Genomic DNA, 19,819 nt, shown 5'->3' on the forward strand with positions numbered 1-19,819 from the left:
CGTCAGGCCTTTGTCAGCCGGCGCTTGATCCGCAGCATCGCCAGCGCCGCGCGCGCGGCGTCGCCGCCCTTGTTCAACTCGCTGGCCCGCGCCCGCGCCCAGGCCTGCGCGTCGGTATTGACCGTGATGATGCCGTTGCCGAGCGGAATCTTCCGCGCCACCGCCAGATCCATCAGCGCACGCGAGGATTCGATCGAGACGATTTCAAAATGGATGGTGTCGCCGCGCACCACGCAGCCGAGCGCGATTGCCGCATCGTAAGGCTTGCCGTTTTTCTCGGCAGCATCGAGCGCGATCGCAATCGCCGCCGGAATCTCCAGCGCGCCGGGCACCGTGATGACGTCATGCGTCACGCCGGCGGCCTTCAGTTCGGCGACCGCGCCTTCCATCAACGCGTCCTGGATGTCGTCATAGAACCGCGCCTCGACGATCAGCGCGCGTGCGCCTGTGATGTCGGTCTGATCTTTCAGAGGGGCGCGCCGTGCGTCTGCCATCTTTCAATCCGTTTCACTCAGGTACTGGTGGGCTATGTAGTCGCCGCCGGTGACTAAGCCAAGCACGAACTCGATACATCGTCATTCCGGGATGGTCCGAAGGACCAGACCCGGAATCTCGAGATTCCGGGTTCGATGCTTACGCATCGCCCCGGAATGACGGCTGCGCGGTCACTTCATTTCCGACAGCCGGGCCGCATAACGGGCCATCAGATCGACCTCGATATTGACCTCGCTGCCGGCACGCCAGCCGCTGAGCGTGGTGACGCTGAGCGTGTGCGGGATAATCAGCACTGAAAACACGACATCCTCGACCGTATTCACCGTCAACGACACGCCGTCCAGCGTCACCGAGCCCTTGGCAGCGATGAAACGCGCCAACTCCCGGGTAGTGCGCAGCTCGAACCGCGCCATGTCGGGCAGATCGTCACGCTTGACGATGGTCGCAATGCCGTCAGCATGCCCCGCGACAATATGGCCGCCGAGTTCGTCGCCGATCTTCAGCGCGCGCTCGAGGTTGAGTTTGGTGCCTTTGGCCCAATGCTTTGCGGTCGTCATCCCGAGTGTTTCGGCGGCGGCGTCGACGTCGAACCAGGTCTTGCCGCCCTCGACGCCGGAAGCGACCACGGTCAGGCAGACGCCGTTGCAGGCGATCGATGCGCCGTCGGCAATCGTCGTCTGGTCGTAACGGCAGGCGATCCGCATGCGGTGCAATTGGCCCTGCGCCGTTGGCGTGAGGCTCGCGATCTCGCCGATGTCGGTGACAATTCCAGTAAACATTAGGCGCGCTCGTAAATCGTAAGAGTGTCTTTGCCGGGGCTTTCGCTAGCACGTGTCTTGAAGGCAGGCGACCCGGTGAGAGCCGACAGCGGCAATGCGTCCAGCGCGGGAATGCCGTCCGTGCCGATGGCCTCAGGCCCTCGCAGCAGCCAGATTTCATCGACAAGGCCCGCGGCAACGAAGGACGACGCCACCCGCGAGCCGCCTTCCACCATCAGCCTCGTAATGCCCTTGCCGGACAGCGCATGCAGTACCGCCAGCAGATCCAGCCCGGGCGGCTGTGCGGTCGCCGCAACGCGCATCACCTGCGCGCCGGCCGCGCCGAGTTTCATGGCCGCCGGAGCTTCGGCGAAGTCCGACGTCATGACCCAGAGCGGCGTCTGGCGCGCTGATTGGAGCAGCTTGCTGGTGCCGGGTAGCCGCAGCGCGCGATCCAGCACCACCCGCACCGGCGACCGCGAGTCCATCCCCGGCAGGCGGCAGGTCAGAACGGGATCGTCCGCCAGCACCGTGCCAATCCCGACCAGGATGGCGTCGCATTGCGCGCGCAACAGGTGCACGCGTGTCTTTGCCGCCTCGCCCGTGATCGCGACCGGCTTGTGGCCGGCGGCGCCGATCTTGTCGTCGGCGGAGACGGCGACCTTCAGGATCACATGGGGGCGCCTGTCGCGAATGCGACGGAAGTGCCCGGCGTGATCGTAGGCGGCTTCCGCCGCGCCAAGGCCAACATCGACTGTGATCCCGGCCGCGCGAAGCTTGGCATGCCCCTGCCCGGCCACTTCCGGATTGGGGTCTTCGATGGCCGACACCACGCGCGCAATGCCGGAGGCTATCACCGCATCGACGCAAGGCGGCGATTTGCCGAAATGCGAACAGGGCTCGAGCGTCACATAGAGCGTAGCGCCCCGCGCGGCCTCGCCGGCCCGTCTCAACGCCTCGGGCTCGGCATGCGGCCGGCCGCCCGGTTGTGTCCAGCCACGACCGACGATGATGCCGTCCTTGACGACGACCGCGCCGACGGCCGGGTTTGGCCAGGTGCGGCCCAGTCCGCGCCGGCCGAGCGCCAGCGCAAGCTGCATGAAGCGCTGGTCCGCGGCTTTGGCCTCTTTGGATTTCTGCGCGTACTGGTCTTCCAGAATGCGGAAGATCATTTGCGTAACGTGGCGACCCGTGCGTCGTCTTCCGCGGAGAGTTCGCCGAGCACGGCCTCAAAATCCTTGGCCTCACGGAAATTGCGGTAGACGGAGGCAAAGCGCACGTAGGCGACGTCGTCGAGCTGGCGCAGATGCTCCATCACGATCTCGCCGATCGCCTCCGAGGAAACCTCCGCCTCGCCGCCGCTTTCGAGCTCGCGCACGATGGCCGAGACCATCTTCTCGACCCTTTCAGGATCGACCGGCCGCTTGCGTAAACTGATCTGCAGCGAGCGGACCAGCTTGTCGCGGTCGAACGGCACCCGGCGGCCGTTGCGCTTGATCACGGTGAGTTCGCGCAACTGCACCCGTTCGAAGGTCGTGAAGCGGAAATTGCAGGCGATGCACACCCGCCGCCGCCGGATCACGGCCGAATCCTCGGTCGGACGCGAGTCCTTCACCTGCGTATCGAGACTGTTGCAGCTGGGACAACGCATCCAATGAAGCCTTTACTGATAGATCGGGAAGCGGTCGGTGAGCGCCTTGACGCGCTCCTTGATGGCGGCTTCCACCAGCGGCGCCTTGCCGTCCTCCGACTGCGCCAGCGCGTTGAGCACTTCGGCGATCATGCCGCCGACCTGCTGGAATTCGGCAACGCCGAAGCCGCGCGTGGTCGCCGCCGGCGTGCCGAGACGCAGGCCTGAGGTGACGAACGGCTTTTCGGGATCGAAGGGAATGCCGTTCTTGTTGCAGGTGATCGCGGCGCGCACCAGCGCCTTTTCCGACACGTTGCCCTTCAGGCCCTTGGGCCGCAGATCGACCAGCATCAGATGGTTGTCGGTGCCGCCGGAGACGATGTCGAGGCCGTGACCGCGCAGCGTTTCCGCCAGCGCCTTGGCGTTTTCGACCACGTTTTTCGCATAGACCTTGAAGTCGGGCCGCAGCGCTTCGGCAAACGCCACCGCCTTGGCGGCGATCACATGCATCAGCGGGCCGCCCTGCAGGCCCGGGAAGATCGCCGAATTCAGCTTCTTGGCGATCGCCTCGTCGTTGCAGAGGATCAGGCCGCCGCGCGGGCCGCGCAGCGACTTATGCGTGGTGGTGGTGGTGACGTGGGCATGCGGCACCGGCGAGGCATGGACGCCGCCCGCGACGAGGCCGGCGAAATGCGCCATGTCGACCAGCAGATAGGCGCCGACAGAATCGGCGATCTCGCGGAAGCGCTTGAAGTCCCAGGCACGCGAATAGGCCGAACCACCGGCGATGATCAGCTTCGGCTTCACCTGCTCGGCCTGCTTGGCAACCTCGTCCATGTCGATGATCTGGTCCTCCCGCCGCACGGTGTAGTGCGAAGCCTTGAACCACTTGCCGGACATGTTGACCGGTGAGCCGTGGGTGAGATGGCCGCCGGCGGCGAGGTCGAGGCCCATAAAAGTGTCGCCGGGCTGCAGCAGCGCCAGAAACGTCGCCTGGTTCATCTGGCTGCCGGAGTTCGGCTGCACGTTGGCGAACTGCGCGCCGAACAGCTTTTTGGCGCGCTCGATCGCCAGCGTCTCGGCAACGTCGACCCACTCGCAGCCGCCGTAGTAACGCGCACCCGGATACCCTTCCGCGTACTTGTTCGTCATCACCGAACCCTGCGCTTCCAGCACGGCCCGGCTGACGATGTTTTCCGAGGCAATCAGCTCGATCTCATGCCGCTGGCGGCCGAGTTCGCCCTTGATCGCGGCAGCGATTTCCGGGTCGGCCTCGGCGAGCGTGGCCGTGAAGAACGAGTCGGGCGCGGAGGCGGTCTTGGAGCTCGAGGACGATGAGGTCATTGGACGAAATATCTCCACCGCCGCAGGCCCTTAGGGGCAAGGCGGGCGGTTTCTGTGTGGCGGTCGAAAGAAGTGCCTGCGAGATACCACATCGGCCGGAATTGGCCAAGCACTTGCGGTACAGGGCTGATATTTATGCAAGATATGGTGGGGAGGAAGGGGTGGCCCGTTCGTTGCCGCGGCCTGAAGCCGGGAGCCCGGCTCCTGCCTCCACCGTCATTCCGGGGCGATGCGAAGCATCGAACTATGGTGCGCAATTGCGCACCTGAGAATCTCGAGATTCCGGGTTCGCTCCGCGCCCCGGAATGACAGCCCCCCTCACGCAAACCGGTACGCCCCGCCCTTCTCGATCGACCGCTGGAACGCCGGCCGGGCGTGCATCCGTCCCAGCCAGGCCGCCAGGTTTGGGTACGGCTCCAGCTTCCCGAACACTTTTGCCATCTCGCCGACAAAGCTCATCTGGATGTCGGCGCCGGTCAGCGACGGGCCGATAAAGAACTCCCGCCCCTTCAGCGCGCCGTCGACATAGCCGAGATGGTTGGCCAACTCGCTGTCGATCCGCGGATGCAGCGGCGCGCCCGCTTCCTTCAGCCGTCCGACATAGAGGTTGAGCAATAGCGGCAGCATCGCCGAGCCCTCGGAGTAATGCATCCACTCGTTATAGGCTTCGTAATCGGCGCTTCCCAGCGCCGGCATCATCGCGGGCTTGTCTTTTCCCTGGCCGTAGCGGCGGATGATGTAGTCGACGATGGCGCCGGATTCGGCGATCGTCGTGTCGCCGTCGGTGATGACAGGCGATTTGCCGAGCGGATGAATCTTTGCAAGCTCCGGCGGCGCCAGCCGGGTCTCGGCGTTGCGCTGATAGTGCTTGATCTCATAGGGAAGCCCCAGTTCCTCCAGCAGCCACAAAACTCGCTGCGAGCGGGAGTCGTTGAGGTGATGAAGGGTGAGCATGGCGCTTTCCTCTGATTTTGTTGATCGGCCGAAGCCAAACCTGTCATTGCGAGCGAAGCGAAGCAATCCATCTTCTCGCTTGTAGCCCGGATGAGCGAAGCGATATCCGGGGCGGTGTTAGGTGGTCCCCGGATGTCGCTGCGCTCATCCGGGCTACGGCTCCTGACACGATTTCGCGATCTCGCGGCGCTGATCGCCCGAGGTTTGCATCTTTCGTTGGCCCTCTTCGAAATAGAGGGCGCAGGGAAGACCGGGTGCTTGCTGCACCCGCGGTCTCGCGTGCGATTTGCGCTAAACAAAGTGCACACGAGCATACAGGGCAGCGGGAGCATTCCGGCCTTCCCTGCGCAATGGCTTTACGGCTTACTTCGTGCTCTTCCCGGAGAACGGCTCTTTTGCCTCCGTCGCCAGCGAGACAGATCCCGCCAACTTAACGCCAGCACCGCGGCGCCCGAACCACACGACTTCACCGTACGCTTCAGGCACGTACGTCTCGCGCCATTCACGTCCATCGCATCTCACCGCGCGTTCGTGACGATGGCCAACGCCCCTCATCTGCCGCGAGACGGGCGGAGTTATGGGACTGATTTGGGTGAGAACGAAAGCGGAATATTTTTGCGAGCGCGGCTGGACACAACATCTGGCTGATTTGCCTGTCGGCTAACGCATTCGATATCTCTTGCCGCCCCATCAGCTTTTGCGGTCTCGGGATGAGCGCCTCCCGAGCGTGTCCTGCCTGCCGCATAATGTGGCATGCTTACCCGCATCAAAGCGCGCCAGCGCCTGTCGAGGTAGCCGGCCAATCTCCGGCGCCCCTTCTACCCTTCATTTAAGTGGTCCGACGTTGAACCATGCCGCTGTTCCCTTGACGTACAGTCATGGGGACGGAGGTTTCCCGTGACGAAGCAACCCCATAGCGTACGCCGACAGCGTGGCACGGCATCGTTGAAATTTGCTGCACGTGATCCAGTTCACAGTGCAATGCTTCGGGTGGGTCCATAAACGCCTGGGGCGGATGGATGGATTTCGCAAATGTCTGATTCACGCTCACATAGCGAACACCGGGCTAAATCGAGGCGATGGCTGACAACGGCCTTCCTGATTTACGGGATGATGGTCGTCGGCCTGCTCGGATTCTTTATTGTCTTTCCAGATATGAAGACCCATGGGACGCAAGGCGAAGGCGCGCCCATCCAGACTGCAGCGAAGGCGCTCAGATATGAGGCGGTGATCGCCAACTGGAACCGATATCGCAACAAGGATGCAAGGGCAGAAGCGCACTAACGAGGGGTAGCGCGCTCGGCGTCGGCATCCATTTTTTACGCCAACAAATCATCCAATCCGTGCAATAGGATCCTACTGCCCGCATCGACATCGTATCTCAGAATCCTAATGTCGTGGGCATTCAACGTCGCCGCAAAACTGTTCGCTTCTGGGCAAGCCCCGCGCCACCAAAAATAGATGCGGCTTTTCGCCGAATTGGCCGCCTCACACATCGCCCTCGTATGCCGACGCATGCCGCGACGACCGTTTGCTTACAGCCCCGTATAGCCCGCCTTCACCGGATCGTTGCTGCCGTCGAGTTGGCGCAAGTAAGTCAACCCGCACACGGTCAGCCGGTGCGGATCCTTCTCGCCCGCCTCCACGAGGGTGGCGAGATATTCGGTCACCTTGGCGCGCGCCTCGTCGTTGGCCGCGGCGGTGCGGTTCACAAGCAGGTCATAGGTCTGCATGATGCGGTCGATCGCGGCTTCCATGGAATTCTCCTGAGTTGCGTGATGCGGGTGATGCGGTCAGGCCGGTGTGTGCGCTTCGAATTCGGCAATCGCCTTGTTGGCTAGCCGGAGCTTGTTCAATTCGCCGTGCTGAAACATCTTCACGATGATTTCGAGCAGCCGATCGTCGGTGACGATGCTATCGGCAATGGCGCCGGTCCTGCGCAGATAGTTCGACGCGATGGCGTAGGCATCGCCCACCACCTCGAAGTTCATGATTTGAATTCCGCGCTCGACCAGCATGCCTCACCTGTTCCGTGACAGGGGTGACAATGCGCGCGGCCCGGGTTGGTTCCATCTTTTTTGGAACCTCACTTTTTTGGCAGCAGAAACAGTGCGTTTCGGCGTGATTTCACCCCGAAATCGGCAACTCGGTCTCGGGATCGAAGAAATGCAGACGGCCAGCCTGCGCCGACAGGCGGACCTGATCGCCGCGCGCGATGACGGTTTCGGCGGGCACACGGGCGGCGGTGACGCTGGCGCCCCCCACCCTCGTCTCCAGCAGTATCTCGGAGCCGAGCTGCTCGACGACCTCGACGCGGGCATCAAAACCAAGGCCCGGCGCACCATCGCCGAGCACGAGGTGCTCCGGCCGCATGCCCAGGATCACCCGCCGGCCGTGATGGGCCGCGAGCGCAGGCGCGGCCGCTGGCCCGACCGTCAACCGAAGACCTTCGCTCTCGACTGACATGGTGCCCGCTTCGCTGCGTACGGTGACATCGATAAAATTCATCGCGGGCGCGCCGATGAAACCCGCGACGAACTTGTTGGCGGGCTTGCCGTACACCTGCAGCGGCGAGCCGATCTGCTGCACCCTGCCGTCGCGCATGATCACGACGCGATCGCCGAGCGTCATGGCCTCGACCTGGTCGTGGGTCACGAACACCGACGTGGTCGGAATCTCCGCATGCAGACGCTTGATCTCGATGCGCATCTGGGCGCGCAGCTTGGCATCCAGGTTCGACAGCGGCTCGTCGAACAGGAACACCTGCGGATTGCGTACGATGCAGCGGCCGAGCGCGACGCGCTGCTGCTGGCCGCCCGAGAGCTGCTTTGGCTTGCGCTGGAGCAAATCATGCAGCCCGAGCATGCCGGCGGCGCGGTCGATCGCCGCCTTGATCTCCGCTTCCGCCGTCTTCTTGTTACGCAGGCCGAAGGCCAGATTGTCGTAGACGCTCATATGCTGGTAGAGCGCGTAGTTCTGGAACACCATGGCGACATCGCGGTCGCGTGGCGGCAGATGGTTGACAACCTTATTGCCGATGCGGATATCGCCGCTGGTGATGTCCTCCAGCCCCGCGATCATGCGCAACGTGGTCGACTTGCCGCAGCCGGACGGGCCGACCAGCGCCACGAACTCCTTGTCGGCAATCTCGAGATCGACGTCCTTCACGGCGTGGAACAGCGAGCCATAGTGCTTGTTGAGCTTGCTGAGTGTGATCGCTGCCATTTACCCGCCGCACCTGAACTTGAAGTTGACCCAAAACATCCCGCCGCGACGTGCCGCGGCGGGATGTTTGCTCATCGACTATTGCGCGGCCTTGCTGACCAGCGGCGCACCCTCGGCCAGCACCTTCGCGATGTCCTCGCGCTTGCCGGTGACGGCCCTGGTGACCGTGTCGTTGAACGCCTTGTGCACGGCGGGCCATTGCGGGAAGTAATAGGCGCCACGTACCTTGTCCGGCGAATCCAGCACCGATTCCTTCAACAGCTTCATGAACGAATCTTCCGCCGCGAGTTCCGCCCAGAACTCGGTGTTGGGCGGCGGCGCGCCGGTCGCCTTGAACAGCTTCTTCTGGCCTTCCTTGTCGAGCATCATGGCCTCCAGCATCTCCTTGGCGAGCTTCTTGCGCTCCGGCGCGATCGACTTCGGGATTGCCCAGCCCCAGATATCGTCCCAGGCGAACGGCCTGGCGCGATTGGGACCGAGCGGGAAGCGCGTGGCGGCGACCTTGCCTGATATTTTCGACTTGGCCGGATCGTTGAACGTGCCCCACCACAGCGAGTCGGCGACGGTGAAGGCCGCATCGCCCGACATGAAGATGGCGTTGGCTTCGTTGCGGTCGTAGGCCGGCATGCCACGCGGCACGATCTTGTGGGTGTTGATCGCATCCCACCAATATTCGACGGTCTGCTGCATGCACGGATCGGTCATGCTGGATTTCCAGCCGGCCGCGGCGAGCTTCGCATTGTCGCGCTCATAGGGCGGCATCAGCACGTCGCAATTGTTGCCCCACATCGACCAGAACCAGCTGAACCAGCTGTTGTTCATCGACATGCCGCCGACATAGCCGAACTTGACCTTGCCGTCCGCCTGCAGCTTCTTGCTCGTGGTTACGAGCTCTGCCAGCGTCTTCGGCACTTCCTCCGGCTTCACGAGGTCGGAGCGGTAAAAGAACACGCTAAATGTCTGTCCCATCGGCACGACCGTGTTCTGGCCTTGCGCGTTGGCGAACACCACCGGCGCCATGCTCCACTTGTCGGCAAATTTGTTGGCCGCGACGTCATCCGTCGGCTCCAGCAGATGCGCCCAGGTCTGCCCCCAGTCGTCATTGTGCCAGATGACGTCGTACTGATCCGAGTTCGAGGTCAGCGACGCCGTCATTTTCTCGACATAGACGCCGTAGGAATTCGGCACCTTGACGATCTTGACGCCGTTCTTGGCGCCCCAGGCCTCGAACATCGCAATCGAGGCGTCCTGGATCGGGCTCGGCTGGTAGCCGATCCGCAGCTCCTTCACCTGTGCGGCGGCACCGCCGGTCGCAGCCACTAGGGCCGCGGTCGCCGCAACGAACCATCTCGCCAGTCCCTGCATAGCCTCTCCTCCTCGTTTTTGTCGTTGTGTCCTGTCTTGCCTCAGCTAAATCCTTAAACCCCTGATGACGTATTTCTGGCCGAACAGCGCGATCAGGAACGCCGGCACCAGCGCCATGACTGCGGTCGCCGCCATCAGATTCCAACGCAGCCCCATCTCCGTGACGAACTGCGCCATCACGACCGTAATCATCGGCACGCGGTTGCCGGTCAGGATCAGCGCGAACAGGAATTCGTTCCAGGTGAACAGCCAGCACAGCACGGCGAGCGCGGAGATCGCCGGCAGCGCCGATGGCACCGCGACGCGGATGAAGGCTCCCCATCGCGTGCAGCCGTCGATCATCGCGGCGTATTCCATCGACGGGTCGATGCCGTCGAAAAAGCCCTTCATCAGCCATGAGAAGAAGCAGATATGCACCGCGATATGCGGCAGCAGCAGTCCGGTATAGGTGTCGTAGATGCCCCAGCTTTGCGTCACGAAATACAGCGGCAGCACCCAGGAAATATAGGGCACGCAGCGAAATACGTAGATGGTCCCGAACCAGAGCCGCGAGGCCGGCCCGGTGAAGCGCGACAGCATGTAGCCGCTCGAGACCGTCACCAGCAGCGAGAACACGGTCGCCAGCGTCGAGATCAGCGCGCTGTTGAGGAAGGCTGCGACGATCCGCTCGTCGCTCAGCACCTCGGCGAAACTGGCGAGCGTGAATTCAGTGCCGCGATGGACGTAATAGACGCCGGACTCCGGCCGCAGCGAGGTCAGGATCAGCCACAGCACCGGAAAGGCGAACGCAAAGCAGATGAAAGCAAGTGCCAGCGCGAACAGCGTCTTGCGGCCGATCGGCGGCAGCCACGGCAGGAATTCGGAACGGTTCACCATCGGCATCGGATCAGGCCTTTGCGATGCGGTCGACGAGGCGATAGAGCACCACGCCGATCACGAGGATGATCAACCCGCCGATGATGGCCGCCGCCGACCCGCGGCCGAGATCGAGGTTAAGGAAGGCGTGAACATAGGCATAGAGGCTGAACAGTTCGGTCGAGCGCCCGGGCCCGCCGCCGGTCAGCGTCCACACGATGTCGAAGGTGCGGAAGGCGTCGATGGCGCGGATCACCACGCAGACCACGATCACCGGACGCAGCATCGGCAGCGTCAGGAAACGAAACACGCGCCAGGTGGTGGTGCCGTCGATGGCGGCGGCCTCGAACGGCTCCTTCGGCAGGCTCTGCAGGCCTGCCAGCAGCAGCAACGTGAACCACGGCGTCCACAGCCAGATGTCGGTCAGCAGGATGATGCCGAACGCGCTCCAGCGCTGCACCAGCCAGGGCTGCCCCTCGAGGCCAATGGCCTCCAGCACCACATTCACGATGCCGAACTGGTCGTTGAAGATCCAGCGGATCATGATCGCGGCGATGACAGGCGCCACCATCAGCGGCACCAGCAGGATCGTCTGCACCAGCTTTTGTCCGCGAAACGGGCGGTTGAGCAACAGCGCCAGCATAAGCCCCGCCACCAGCGCGCCGGCGACGCTGAGCACCATGAACAGAAAAGTGTTCGGCAGCACCACATAGAGGAACGCCGGATCGGATATCACGGCCACATAGTGATCGAAGCCGATCCAGGTCTTTTTGGGATTGTAGAGCGCCCAGTCGCGAAAGCTGGCGTTGGCGCCGATCACGATCGGCACGACCTGAAACAGCAGCATCAACAGCGCAGCCGGCGTGATCAGAAGCAGCACAAAGCGCTGTTGCTCGCCGAACATGGGACGCCGCGATGCCGACAAGCCGGTTTTCCCCACCTGGAGCTCAAGCCGTCACGACTCTTGTGGCCGGTACGTGCGTGGAGCCTGCAAGCGATTATGGGCGGGGCGTCGAAGCCTAGTCAATGCGGATTGTGCGGGAGCACAATCGGATTGTGGGAGAGCACAATCGGATTGTGCGAGAGCAGCAAACCATCAACCTTTGGTACGCCAAAAAACAAAACGCACCGGATCCGGAAAACCGGGCCGATGCGCCTTGAGCAGGGCTTACTGCCTTGCCAGTTCATCGTCCGCTTTTGGCTGCCGGTCTTTTGAGTGGCCGGCTTGGCCATTACGCGGAAGAAACGTCTCAGAGCCGGTACAGGATCTGGTCGGTCCAGAACCGCTCGAGGCGGTGCAGCGACTTGTTCAGCGTCGCGAACTCCTCGTTGGAGATGCCGCCGACCTGCTCCACCGTCTTGACGTGCTTCTGGTAGAGCGCGTCGACGATCTTGCGGATTTCCTGGCCCTGCGCCGTCAAGCGGATGCGGACCGAGCGGCGATCGACGCGGGAGCGCTGATGATCGAGGAAGCCGAGTTCGACGAGCTTCTTCAGGTTATAGGAGACGTTGGAGCCGAGGTAGTAACCGCGCGTGCGCAGTTCGCCCGCGGTCAGCTCCTTGTCGCCGATGTTATAGAGCAGCAATGCCTGCACCGAATTGATGTCGGCGCGGCCGCGGCGATCGAATTCGTCCTTGATGACGTCGAGCAGCCGGCGATGCAGACGCTCCACCAATGTCAACGCTTCCAGATAGAGCGGCTGCACCGGAGCTTGACCGGCAGAGCGTTCAGCGGTTTCCACCGCCGTTGCAACGGCTTTGATCATGACACTTCCCCTGTAGTCGTTTTTGTCGACTTATTTCGACGAAACTTTTGTCCCGCCTGATAGCTTCAACTTAAGGGGGCGGGTTGAAGATCCGCTTAAATAAGAGAATAAAGAGATCATGAATTTAACAGAGTGAATTGTCGATTAAGCCCCGTGGATCAAGGCTTTTTGCAATATTTCATTGACGGTGAGCGCGCGATGTTCACGCTTCGTCTGCAGGCCCTGTCGCATTCGGAAACAGGTGCGTCTGAAATCGAAACGCTCGCGTAACAGGTGTGGTGGAACCCTTTACGGCCCTTAACGGTGACTGAAACGTTACCGGGAAAATTTTTGAAAATTGTAGGGGATCGCGACGTGGTTTCTGCACGCGGATGAATTATGGCGGCAAACTGACACGTTGAAGCGGCCCCGCTCTATCACCGTCACCCTGAGGAGGCCGCGCAGCGGCCGTCTCGAAGGGCGACGAGCCCCGCTGTTCGATCCGGCCGTGCATCCTTCGAGGCTCGCGCGCCGCGAGCACCTCAGGATGACGGATCTGCCGCTTCGACCAGCATCAATAATCGACGACGCACAAACCCTACGGCGGGCGTTCGCGCGCAGCCATCCAGGCGAGCGCGAGATAGGCGCCGAGCATCACGGCCTCAAGCCCCACCACCGTCAGGCTGCCGCCGTAGATGCCCGGAAACATCAGCTCGATCACCGCCATCGACACCACGGTGGTGAGCCACACCACCGCGCCCCAGGGCGTCGCGAGCCACAGGCCCACGGCGGCGACGAGTTCGATCACGGCGAAATAGACGGTCGCGGTCTGCCAGGCCATCGACTGGTTCTCGAACGCCTCTTCCTCGCCGCCGATGAAACCCGTCACCTGCGCCCAGTGGTACAGGCCCTTCAGGATCGAGATAACGGCCATGATGCGCAGGAACAGCACCAGCCGCCGCGTCCAGACATTGTCGTCGGGCTCGATCCGCTCCGACGACATCGCCGCCATCGACATCGCTTCCCTGCCCTTGTCCCGCCCCTGATCGCGCGCCGAAGTGTCAGACATGGAAGCTGACCTCGGAATCGGGGCTCAACGCGTGCTGGAATGTTCTCATGGCCCCAAATGTTCGCATACCCATGTCTTGGCCCGCCGGGACGGTAAAATCAATTGCCGATGAGATGGATCAAGGCGCGGTGACGGGCGACCTTCAAGGTGCTAGAACTGGAACAAATCAAAACTGGCCCCGCCGCCTTCAGGAGTACCCATCACATGGCGATCAAATTCGGCCGTCCGATCGAAATGCGTGACGCGCCGCGGCGGCAGACCGCGCTCGCCTCCACCTCGCTGGACCTGGCCATCCGCCCTCGCCGCAACCGCAAGGCGGAATGGGCGCGGCGGCTGGTGCGCGAAAACGTGCTGACCACGGATGATTTGATCTGGCCGATGTTCGTGGTCGACGGAAACAATACGCGCACGCCTGTCACCTCGATGCCCGGTGTCGACCGGCTCACCGTCGATCAGGCGGTGCGCGACGCCGAGCGCGCGATGAAGCTGAGCATCCCCTGCATCGCGCTGTTCCCCTATACCGAACCGTCCTTGCGCGATGAGAACGGTTCCGAGGCGCTCAACCCGAACAATCTGGTCTGCCAGTCCGTGCGCGCGATCAAGAAGGAATTTCCCGATCTCGGCGTGCTCTGCGACGTGGCACTGGATCCCTTTACCAGCCACGGCCATGACGGGTTGATCGAGGGCGGCAAAATCCTCAACGACGAGACGGTGGCGGTGCTGGTGCGGCAGGCGCTGGTGCAGGCCGAGGCCGGCTGCGACGTGATCGCGCCCTCCGACATGATGGACGGCCGCGTCGGCGCGATCCGTGACGCGCTCGACGAGGCAGGTTTTCTCGACGTGCAGATCATGTCGTATGCGGCGAAATACGCCTCCGCCTTCTACGGCCCGTTCCGCGACGCCATCGGCTCCGCGAAGACGCTGACCGGCGACAAGCGCACCTACCAGATGGACAGCGCCAATTCCGACGAGGCGTTGCGCGAAGTCGAACTCGACATCGCCGAGGGCGCCGACATGGTAATGGTGAAGCCCGGCATGCCCTATCTCGATATCGTGCGGCGCGTGAAGGACACGTTTTCGATGCCGACGTTCGTGTACCAGGTGTCCGGCGAATACGCGATGATCGCGGGCGCCGCCAACAATGGCTGGATCGACGGCGACCGTGCGATGATGGAAAGCCTGCTCGGCTTCAAGCGCGCCGGCGCGGACGGGATTTTGACATATTTTGCGCCGAAGGCGGCGGAGAAGATCAAGACGGAGGGATAATTCTCTCGTCGTCCCTGCGAACGCAGGGACCCATAACCACAGCCGCGAATGGCAGCAAAGGCAACTAGCTCCATCGCCCTATTGATGGGCCGCGGCGTATGGGTCCCTGCGTTCGCAGGGACGACAGAGAGATCCACCGCACCCCGAATATTGCACGCTGTTAATGGTCGCAGGCCCTTGGCGGCGGCGCGGGCGGTTCCCATTTCACAGATCGGGAAATTCGGCCTGGAGGACGAACCATGTCTTATAGCGGCTCTGGCAATACCGGCGGCGGCGCTTCAAGTGCTGGCGGCCCTCCAAATGCTGGCGGCGCCTGGCGGAACGACGGCGGGGTGCCGCCGCATGCGTTCGATCCCCATTTGCAGCCGGAACTGTTTCGCGGCGTGCTGACACGGCGGGTGTTTGCGTTCCTGATCGACCTCGTCGTGCTGTCGGTTCCTGTCATCCTCGGCTACATCTTCATTGCCGTGTTCGGCGTGATCACGCTCGGCCTCGGCTGGATACTGTTCTGGCTGGCGTGGCCGGCTACCATCGTGTGGGCGATCGTCTATTACGGCGCTTCAATCGGCGGCCCGCATTCGGCCACCATGGGCATGCGCGTGATGGATCTGGAGGTGCGCACCTGGTACGGCGCACCGGGCTATTTCGTGCTGGGTGCCTGCCACGCCGTGCTGTACTGGGTCTCGGTCTCGTTCCTGACGCCGGTGGTGCTGCTGGTCGGGCTGTTCAACGGCCGCCGCCGGCTGCTGCACGACATCATCCTGGGAACCGTGGTCATCAACAGCTCGGTTCGTACCCAGGTAGCGCCTTCGGCACGCAGCAGCTACTGAGCGAATAGCAAACTGTAATTGACCGTCGGCCCTCGGGGCGCGATGTTAGAGCCGATCCGGCCCGGAAATGAATCCGGGTCGGGCCGGCGCTTTTTCGTTTTGAGGCGTTTTCTTAACGCTAAGGCGCTATGGTTGAGTAGTTTCGGAGGCCTGACGACCCGACGTGACCCAGCACTCGCGTGACACCCCCCAATTCTACCTCACGGCGCCCTCGCCTTGCCCCTATCTGCCGGGCCGGCACGAGCGCAAGGTGTTCACGCATCTGGTCGGCGACAAGGCCGGCGACCTCAACGACCTCCTGACCCATGGCGGCTTCCGCCGCAGCCAGTCGATCGCCTACCGCCCGGCCTGCGACCAGTGCCGCGCCTGCGTTTCCGTGCGCGTGGTCGCCAACGAATTTCGCCCCTCGCGCAATTTCAAGAAGGTGCTGGCGCGCAACGCCGATATCGTCGGCGAGCAGCGCAGCGCGGTGCCGACCTCCGAACAATATTCGGTGTTCCGCGCCTATCTCGACAGGCGCCACCGCCACGGCGGCATGGCCGACATGACCGTGCTCGATTACGCGATGATGGTGGAAGACAGCCATGTCGAGACCCGCATCATCGAATACCGCAAGCGCGGCGTCGATACCGGCATCACCGGCCGCGGCGAGGATCTGATCGCGGTGGCGCTGACCGACGTGCTCAGCGACGGACTGTCGATGGTGTATTCGTTCTTCGAGCCGTCGCAGCAGAGCCGCTCGCTCGGCACTTTCATGATCCTCGATCACATCACCCGGGCGCGCAGGCTCGGGCTGCCCTACGTCTATCTCGGCTACTGGATCGAAGGCTCCAAGAAGATGGACTACAAGGGCCGCTTCCTGCCGCAGCAGCGGCTGGCGCCGTCAGGCTGGCTGCGGGTGGACGCGACAGGCGAAGTGCCGTCCGAGCCGCAGGATTAGGGCGCAGCGATAGCCAACTCATCGCCCTCGAAAGCGGGTAATCCCGTACGCCGCGGGCTCGATTAATGACCGTTGCCGATGGTGTTGGCCCACGCTCGACCTTTACCGCAGGCACCGTCGAACATTTCGCAATTATAGGGAAAACTGCAGGGCCTGGGACCATAAACCGGGCCATGATCGAACCCGGAGCAGCCGATGGTCCTTCGAGAGGTGCGCACGATCGCACGATACCCGTGACGCCAAGCGTCATTGTTCCTGACCTCGGCTATCGGCTGTTCTCGACAGATGGAACCCTCGCGATTGCAGCGCTGTGCCGAAGCCTCATTCGAACCCATGACGCCTGTTATCGCAAGAACGCACAGAATCATCCGGCATGACATCGGTGCACCTGTTCACATTGGCCTTGTTTGCAGCGCCTCTATCAGTTCGAAGATCTCGCATTTCCGGCTGCAACAGCCTCGCCCTCGCAGCGAGCCTGGATTGATCCGGACGTGCTTTTGACAATACAGAAAAAAGGGACGCCGATGCGTCCCTTTTGCGCGATTGGCACTGCACGTCATTTCTGCGCTCTCGCTTCGGCGAGTTCCTTTTCGAGCTGGTTGAGCCGGTCCTGCAACGCCGATAAACGCGAGTTGAACAGCCCCACATTGAAAAACGTCACGTTATTGGCGGGCGCATCAAGGGTATTGCCGTAGCCCAGCCACGATGAGTCGTAAACCTTGACGTTTGTGAAGCCCAGCTGCTGAAGCACACCCGCGGTCTCCGACGCACGCGCGCCACTCTGGCAGTAGACAATGGTTTCCTTGCTGGGATCGAACCTCGAGTACAATCGTTTCAGATCCTCGGTCCCCTTGAGCGACATGCCGCCGTTGCTGGTGGTCTGTTTGCGCGCAAGCTTGGCGGGGGTTTCGGGATCTATCCAGTTCTGTTCGTATGGGATGTTGATTGCGCCCGGAACGTGACCGCCGCGTATTGCACGAATATCTTCGCCGATGAACTCCTGCGGAGTGCGCGCATCCACGATCTGCACATTCGGGTCGTTCAGCCGCGCCACCATTTCTTTGGTCGTGACCGCTACTGTCGGATTGATTTCCAGCTTGAGCGCGACGGGCGGAAGCTGCGCGGTGTCAAGGCTGATCGCCCGGCCTGCGGCGGCCCAGTCCTCGATGCCGTCATGGTAGACGCGGACATTGCTGCCGCCGAAATACTGCAAGGCGTAAAGACCGAAATAGGGATTCCACGTGCCGCGGCTGCCGTAGACAATAGTTTCACGATGCGGATCCAGACCCGCCGCGCCGAGGATCTTCTCGATGCGGTCCGTCGCGATGAAATCCTCGGTATTTTCGTCGCGCAGGACTTTCGGCGCATCGCCGATGTTGATGGCGCCCGCAATGTGTCCTTTGGCATAGGCAGCCGCAGGTCGCACGTCCCAAACAACCGCATTGCGCGCGATAGCCGCGGCGACATGGTCGCCATCGACGATAGTGGGGGACGCCGCCACGGCGGCTTGCGCCCACAGGATCAAAAGCGGAATGAATATCAGGCGTTTCATGACGAACTCCCTCCGTTCTTTTCCTTGCTGATGAGCGAGCAGTCGACCGCAAAGTCTATCACCGGGGGGGCGTATTGTCAGCGAATTTGATCATCAGAGCGACGGCCGGTATGGGTCGGCGACACCGACGTCGAGATGTCCGCTTATCCCTCGGGAGCAAGTATCGGTCAGCGCGGCTGACACGTCCGTTAATGCTGGTCAAAAGGCGACATCGTCCTGCTTCGCGGACATGTCCGGTCTCCCCCCGCGGTCACCCGAAGAACGTCTCAAACAACAACTTGACGTTCAGCGCGACGATCACGCCGGCGACGATCCAGGCCACGGCCGCCACAGTGCGGGAGATCGCAAAGTCGCCCATCTTGCGGCGGTCGGAAACGAACTTCACCAGCGGGATCACCGCGAACGGCAATTGCATCGACAGGATGACCTGGCTGAAAACCAAAAGCTGGCTGGTGCCGCGCTCGCCATAGAACGCCGTGACGATCACGACCGGAACGATGGCGATGCCGCGGGTGAGCAGCCGACGCGCCCAGTTCGGCAGCCGCAGGTGCAGAAAGCCTTCCATCACGATCTGGCCGGCCAACGTCGCGGTGACCGTCGAGTTCAGGCCGGAGGCAAGCAGCGCGACCGCGAACAGGGTGGAAGCGATGCCGAGCCCCAATAGCGGCGACAGCAGTTCAAACGCCTGACCGATCTCGGCCACTTCCGTGCGGCCGGTCGCATGGAAGGTGGCGGCGGCGACGATCAAGATCGCGGCGTTGATGAACAGCGCCAGCATCAGCGCAATCGTCGAGTCCGTCGTCGCCCATTTGATCGCCTCGCGGCGGCCCTTGTCGTTCCGTTCATAGGCGCGGGTCTGCACGATCGAGGAGTGCAGATAGAGATTATGCGGCATCACGGTGGCGCCGATGATGCCGATGGCGATGTAGAGCATCTCTGGATTGGTGACGATCTCGGTCGACGGCATAAAGCCCTTCAGCACCCCGGCCACCGGCGGGGCCGCAGCCACGATCTGAATCCCAAAGCAGATCGCGATGACGATCAGGAGCGAGATGACGAAGGCTTCGAGGAAACGAAAACCCTTGTTCATCAAGAGCAGCAGCAGGAAGGCGTCGAGCGCGGTGATCAGCGCGCCGCCGATCAGGGGGATGCCGAACAGAAGCTTGAGCGCAATCGCGGTGCCGATCACTTCCGCCAGGTCGCAGGCGATGATGGCGGCCTCGCAGGCCACCCAGAGCATGAAGTTGACGGGGCGCGAAAAGCTGGCGCGGCAGGCTTGCGCGAGATCGCGGTCGGTGACGATGCCGAGCCGTGCGGCGAGTGCCTGTAGCAGGATCGCCATCAGGTTCGACAGCAGGATCACCGAGAGCAGCGTGTAGCCAAACTTCGACCCGCCCGCGAGATCGGTGGCCCAGTTGCCGGGATCCATGTAGCCGACCGAAACCAGGTAGCCGGGGCCGAGGAAGGCCAGCAGCCGGCGCGACCAATGCCCGCCAAAGGGCACCGAGATGGTCGAATTGACCTCAGGCAGGCTGCGCTGGGTGCCAGCGGCGGCGTCAGCGCGCCAGCCGGCGGCAGTCGTGTCGGTCATAGCTACACTCTCAATCGCGGGCTTCGGTCCCAAGGCGGGTGTTCGGGCGTCCATTGCACCAAGATGGCCGATATCCATTCTTATTGCAACTCATTTGCAACTGCATCTAGCCGCCATGCGGTGGGCGCAGGATCCGACCGAGTCCCACCGGCTTGTCGGGAAGCGGGTGGGTTTGGACGTCCTTGGGCAGGAGAATGCCG

General features: G+C 62.6%; 20 protein-coding genes. 4 read left to right on the plus strand and 16 right to left on the minus strand.

Going from position 1 to position 19,819, the window contains the following annotated elements; all coding sequences use genetic code 11:
- Positions 1-2: 2 nt before the first annotated feature.
- From ribH to V1283_RS19615, 6 genes are all read right to left on the minus strand, one after another.
- On the minus strand, positions 3-494 hold the full coding sequence (gene ribH, locus V1283_RS19590; protein ID WP_334388077.1) for a 6,7-dimethyl-8-ribityllumazine synthase: 492 nt from the start codon (positions 492-494) through the stop codon (positions 3-5).
- A 171-nt stretch (positions 495-665) separates the two neighbouring features.
- Entirely contained in the window at positions 666-1,274 is a 609-nt protein-coding gene (locus V1283_RS19595; RefSeq protein ID WP_334388078.1) for a riboflavin synthase, read from the minus strand.
- Entirely contained in the window at positions 1,274-2,425 is a 1,152-nt protein-coding gene (gene ribD, locus V1283_RS19600) for a bifunctional diaminohydroxyphosphoribosylaminopyrimidine deaminase/5-amino-6-(5-phosphoribosylamino)uracil reductase RibD (protein ID WP_334388079.1), read from the minus strand. The genes V1283_RS19595 and ribD overlap by 1 nt, the downstream gene beginning before the upstream one ends.
- On the minus strand, positions 2,422-2,904 hold the full coding sequence (gene nrdR / locus V1283_RS19605; protein ID WP_108513565.1) for a transcriptional regulator NrdR: 483 nt from the start codon (positions 2,902-2,904) through the stop codon (positions 2,422-2,424). Before nrdR ends, ribD begins: the two co-directional genes overlap by 4 nt.
- 12 nt (positions 2,905-2,916) lie before the next feature.
- On the minus strand, positions 2,917-4,227 hold the full coding sequence (gene glyA, locus V1283_RS19610; protein ID WP_334388080.1) for a serine hydroxymethyltransferase: 1,311 nt from the start codon (positions 4,225-4,227) through the stop codon (positions 2,917-2,919).
- A gap of 318 nt (positions 4,228-4,545) precedes the next feature.
- Positions 4,546-5,181 carry a glutathione S-transferase family protein gene (locus V1283_RS19615; protein WP_334388081.1) on the minus strand — a complete coding sequence of 212 codons (636 nt, stop codon included), beginning with the start codon at positions 5,179-5,181 and terminating at the stop codon, positions 4,546-4,548.
- A 1,032-nt stretch (positions 5,182-6,213) separates the two neighbouring features.
- Here V1283_RS19615 and V1283_RS19620 point away from each other — a divergent pair.
- On the plus strand, positions 6,214-6,465 hold the full coding sequence (locus V1283_RS19620) for a hypothetical protein (RefSeq protein ID WP_334388082.1): 252 nt from the start codon (positions 6,214-6,216) through the stop codon (positions 6,463-6,465).
- A 251-nt stretch (positions 6,466-6,716) separates the two neighbouring features.
- Here V1283_RS19620 and V1283_RS19625 read toward each other — a convergent pair whose 3' ends face one another.
- The 8 genes from V1283_RS19625 to V1283_RS19660 form a co-directional block, all read right to left on the minus strand.
- The gene (locus V1283_RS19625; protein ID WP_334388083.1) at positions 6,717-6,938 is read right to left on the minus strand and encodes a hypothetical protein; all 222 of its coding nucleotides are present in this window, start codon (positions 6,936-6,938) and stop codon (positions 6,717-6,719) included.
- 36 nt (positions 6,939-6,974) lie between these two features.
- Entirely contained in the window at positions 6,975-7,199 is a 225-nt protein-coding gene (locus V1283_RS19630) for a hypothetical protein (RefSeq protein ID WP_334388084.1), read from the minus strand.
- Between the two features lie 109 nt (positions 7,200-7,308).
- Positions 7,309-8,406 (minus strand): ABC transporter ATP-binding protein, encoded by a 1,098-nt coding sequence (locus V1283_RS19635; protein ID WP_334388085.1) that lies wholly within the window; start codon positions 8,404-8,406, stop codon positions 7,309-7,311.
- A 78-nt stretch (positions 8,407-8,484) separates the two neighbouring features.
- Entirely contained in the window at positions 8,485-9,771 is a 1,287-nt protein-coding gene (locus V1283_RS19640; RefSeq protein ID WP_334388086.1) for an ABC transporter substrate-binding protein, read from the minus strand.
- A 45-nt stretch (positions 9,772-9,816) separates the two neighbouring features.
- Positions 9,817-10,644 carry a carbohydrate ABC transporter permease gene (locus V1283_RS19645; protein ID WP_334388087.1) on the minus strand — a complete coding sequence of 276 codons (828 nt, stop codon included), beginning with the start codon at positions 10,642-10,644 and terminating at the stop codon, positions 9,817-9,819.
- Positions 10,645-10,657: 13 nt separating this feature from the next.
- The gene (locus V1283_RS19650; RefSeq protein WP_334388088.1) at positions 10,658-11,551 is read right to left on the minus strand and encodes a carbohydrate ABC transporter permease; all 894 of its coding nucleotides are present in this window, start codon (positions 11,549-11,551) and stop codon (positions 10,658-10,660) included.
- Positions 11,552-11,876: 325 nt separating this feature from the next.
- The gene (ldtR, locus tag V1283_RS19655; RefSeq protein ID WP_074276258.1) at positions 11,877-12,392 is read right to left on the minus strand and encodes a transcriptional regulator LdtR; all 516 of its coding nucleotides are present in this window, start codon (positions 12,390-12,392) and stop codon (positions 11,877-11,879) included.
- Between the two features lie 577 nt (positions 12,393-12,969).
- The gene (locus tag V1283_RS19660; RefSeq protein ID WP_334388089.1) at positions 12,970-13,440 is read right to left on the minus strand and encodes a DUF6163 family protein; all 471 of its coding nucleotides are present in this window, start codon (positions 13,438-13,440) and stop codon (positions 12,970-12,972) included.
- Positions 13,441-13,644: 204 nt separating this feature from the next.
- Here V1283_RS19660 and hemB point away from each other — a divergent pair, with 204 nt between their 5' ends.
- The 3 genes from hemB (at position 13,645) to V1283_RS19675 (ending at position 16,476) form a co-directional block, all read left to right on the plus strand.
- Entirely contained in the window at positions 13,645-14,706 is a 1,062-nt protein-coding gene (gene hemB / locus V1283_RS19665; protein ID WP_334388090.1) for a porphobilinogen synthase, read from the plus strand.
- Between the two features lie 239 nt (positions 14,707-14,945).
- A complete protein-coding gene (locus V1283_RS19670; RefSeq protein WP_334388091.1) occupies positions 14,946-15,536 on the plus strand; it encodes an RDD family protein in 591 nt (196 codons plus the stop codon).
- A gap of 163 nt (positions 15,537-15,699) precedes the next feature.
- Entirely contained in the window at positions 15,700-16,476 is a 777-nt protein-coding gene (locus V1283_RS19675; RefSeq protein ID WP_334388092.1) for an arginyltransferase, read from the plus strand.
- 556 nt (positions 16,477-17,032) lie between these two features.
- Here the strand turns inward: V1283_RS19675 and V1283_RS19680 are convergent.
- Both V1283_RS19680 and V1283_RS19685 read right to left on the minus strand, forming a co-directional pair.
- Complete coding sequence (locus V1283_RS19680; protein ID WP_334388093.1) at positions 17,033-18,028, minus strand: sulfurtransferase; 996 nt, start codon at positions 18,026-18,028, stop codon at positions 17,033-17,035.
- A 250-nt stretch (positions 18,029-18,278) separates the two neighbouring features.
- A complete protein-coding gene (locus V1283_RS19685; protein WP_442895872.1) occupies positions 18,279-19,673 on the minus strand; it encodes an Nramp family divalent metal transporter in 1,395 nt (464 codons plus the stop codon).
- Positions 19,674-19,819: the final 146 nt, after the last annotated feature.

It is taken from the genome of Bradyrhizobium sp. AZCC 2262, assembly GCF_036924535.1.
In the GTDB taxonomy this organism is placed as follows: domain Bacteria; phylum Pseudomonadota; class Alphaproteobacteria; order Rhizobiales; family Xanthobacteraceae; genus Bradyrhizobium.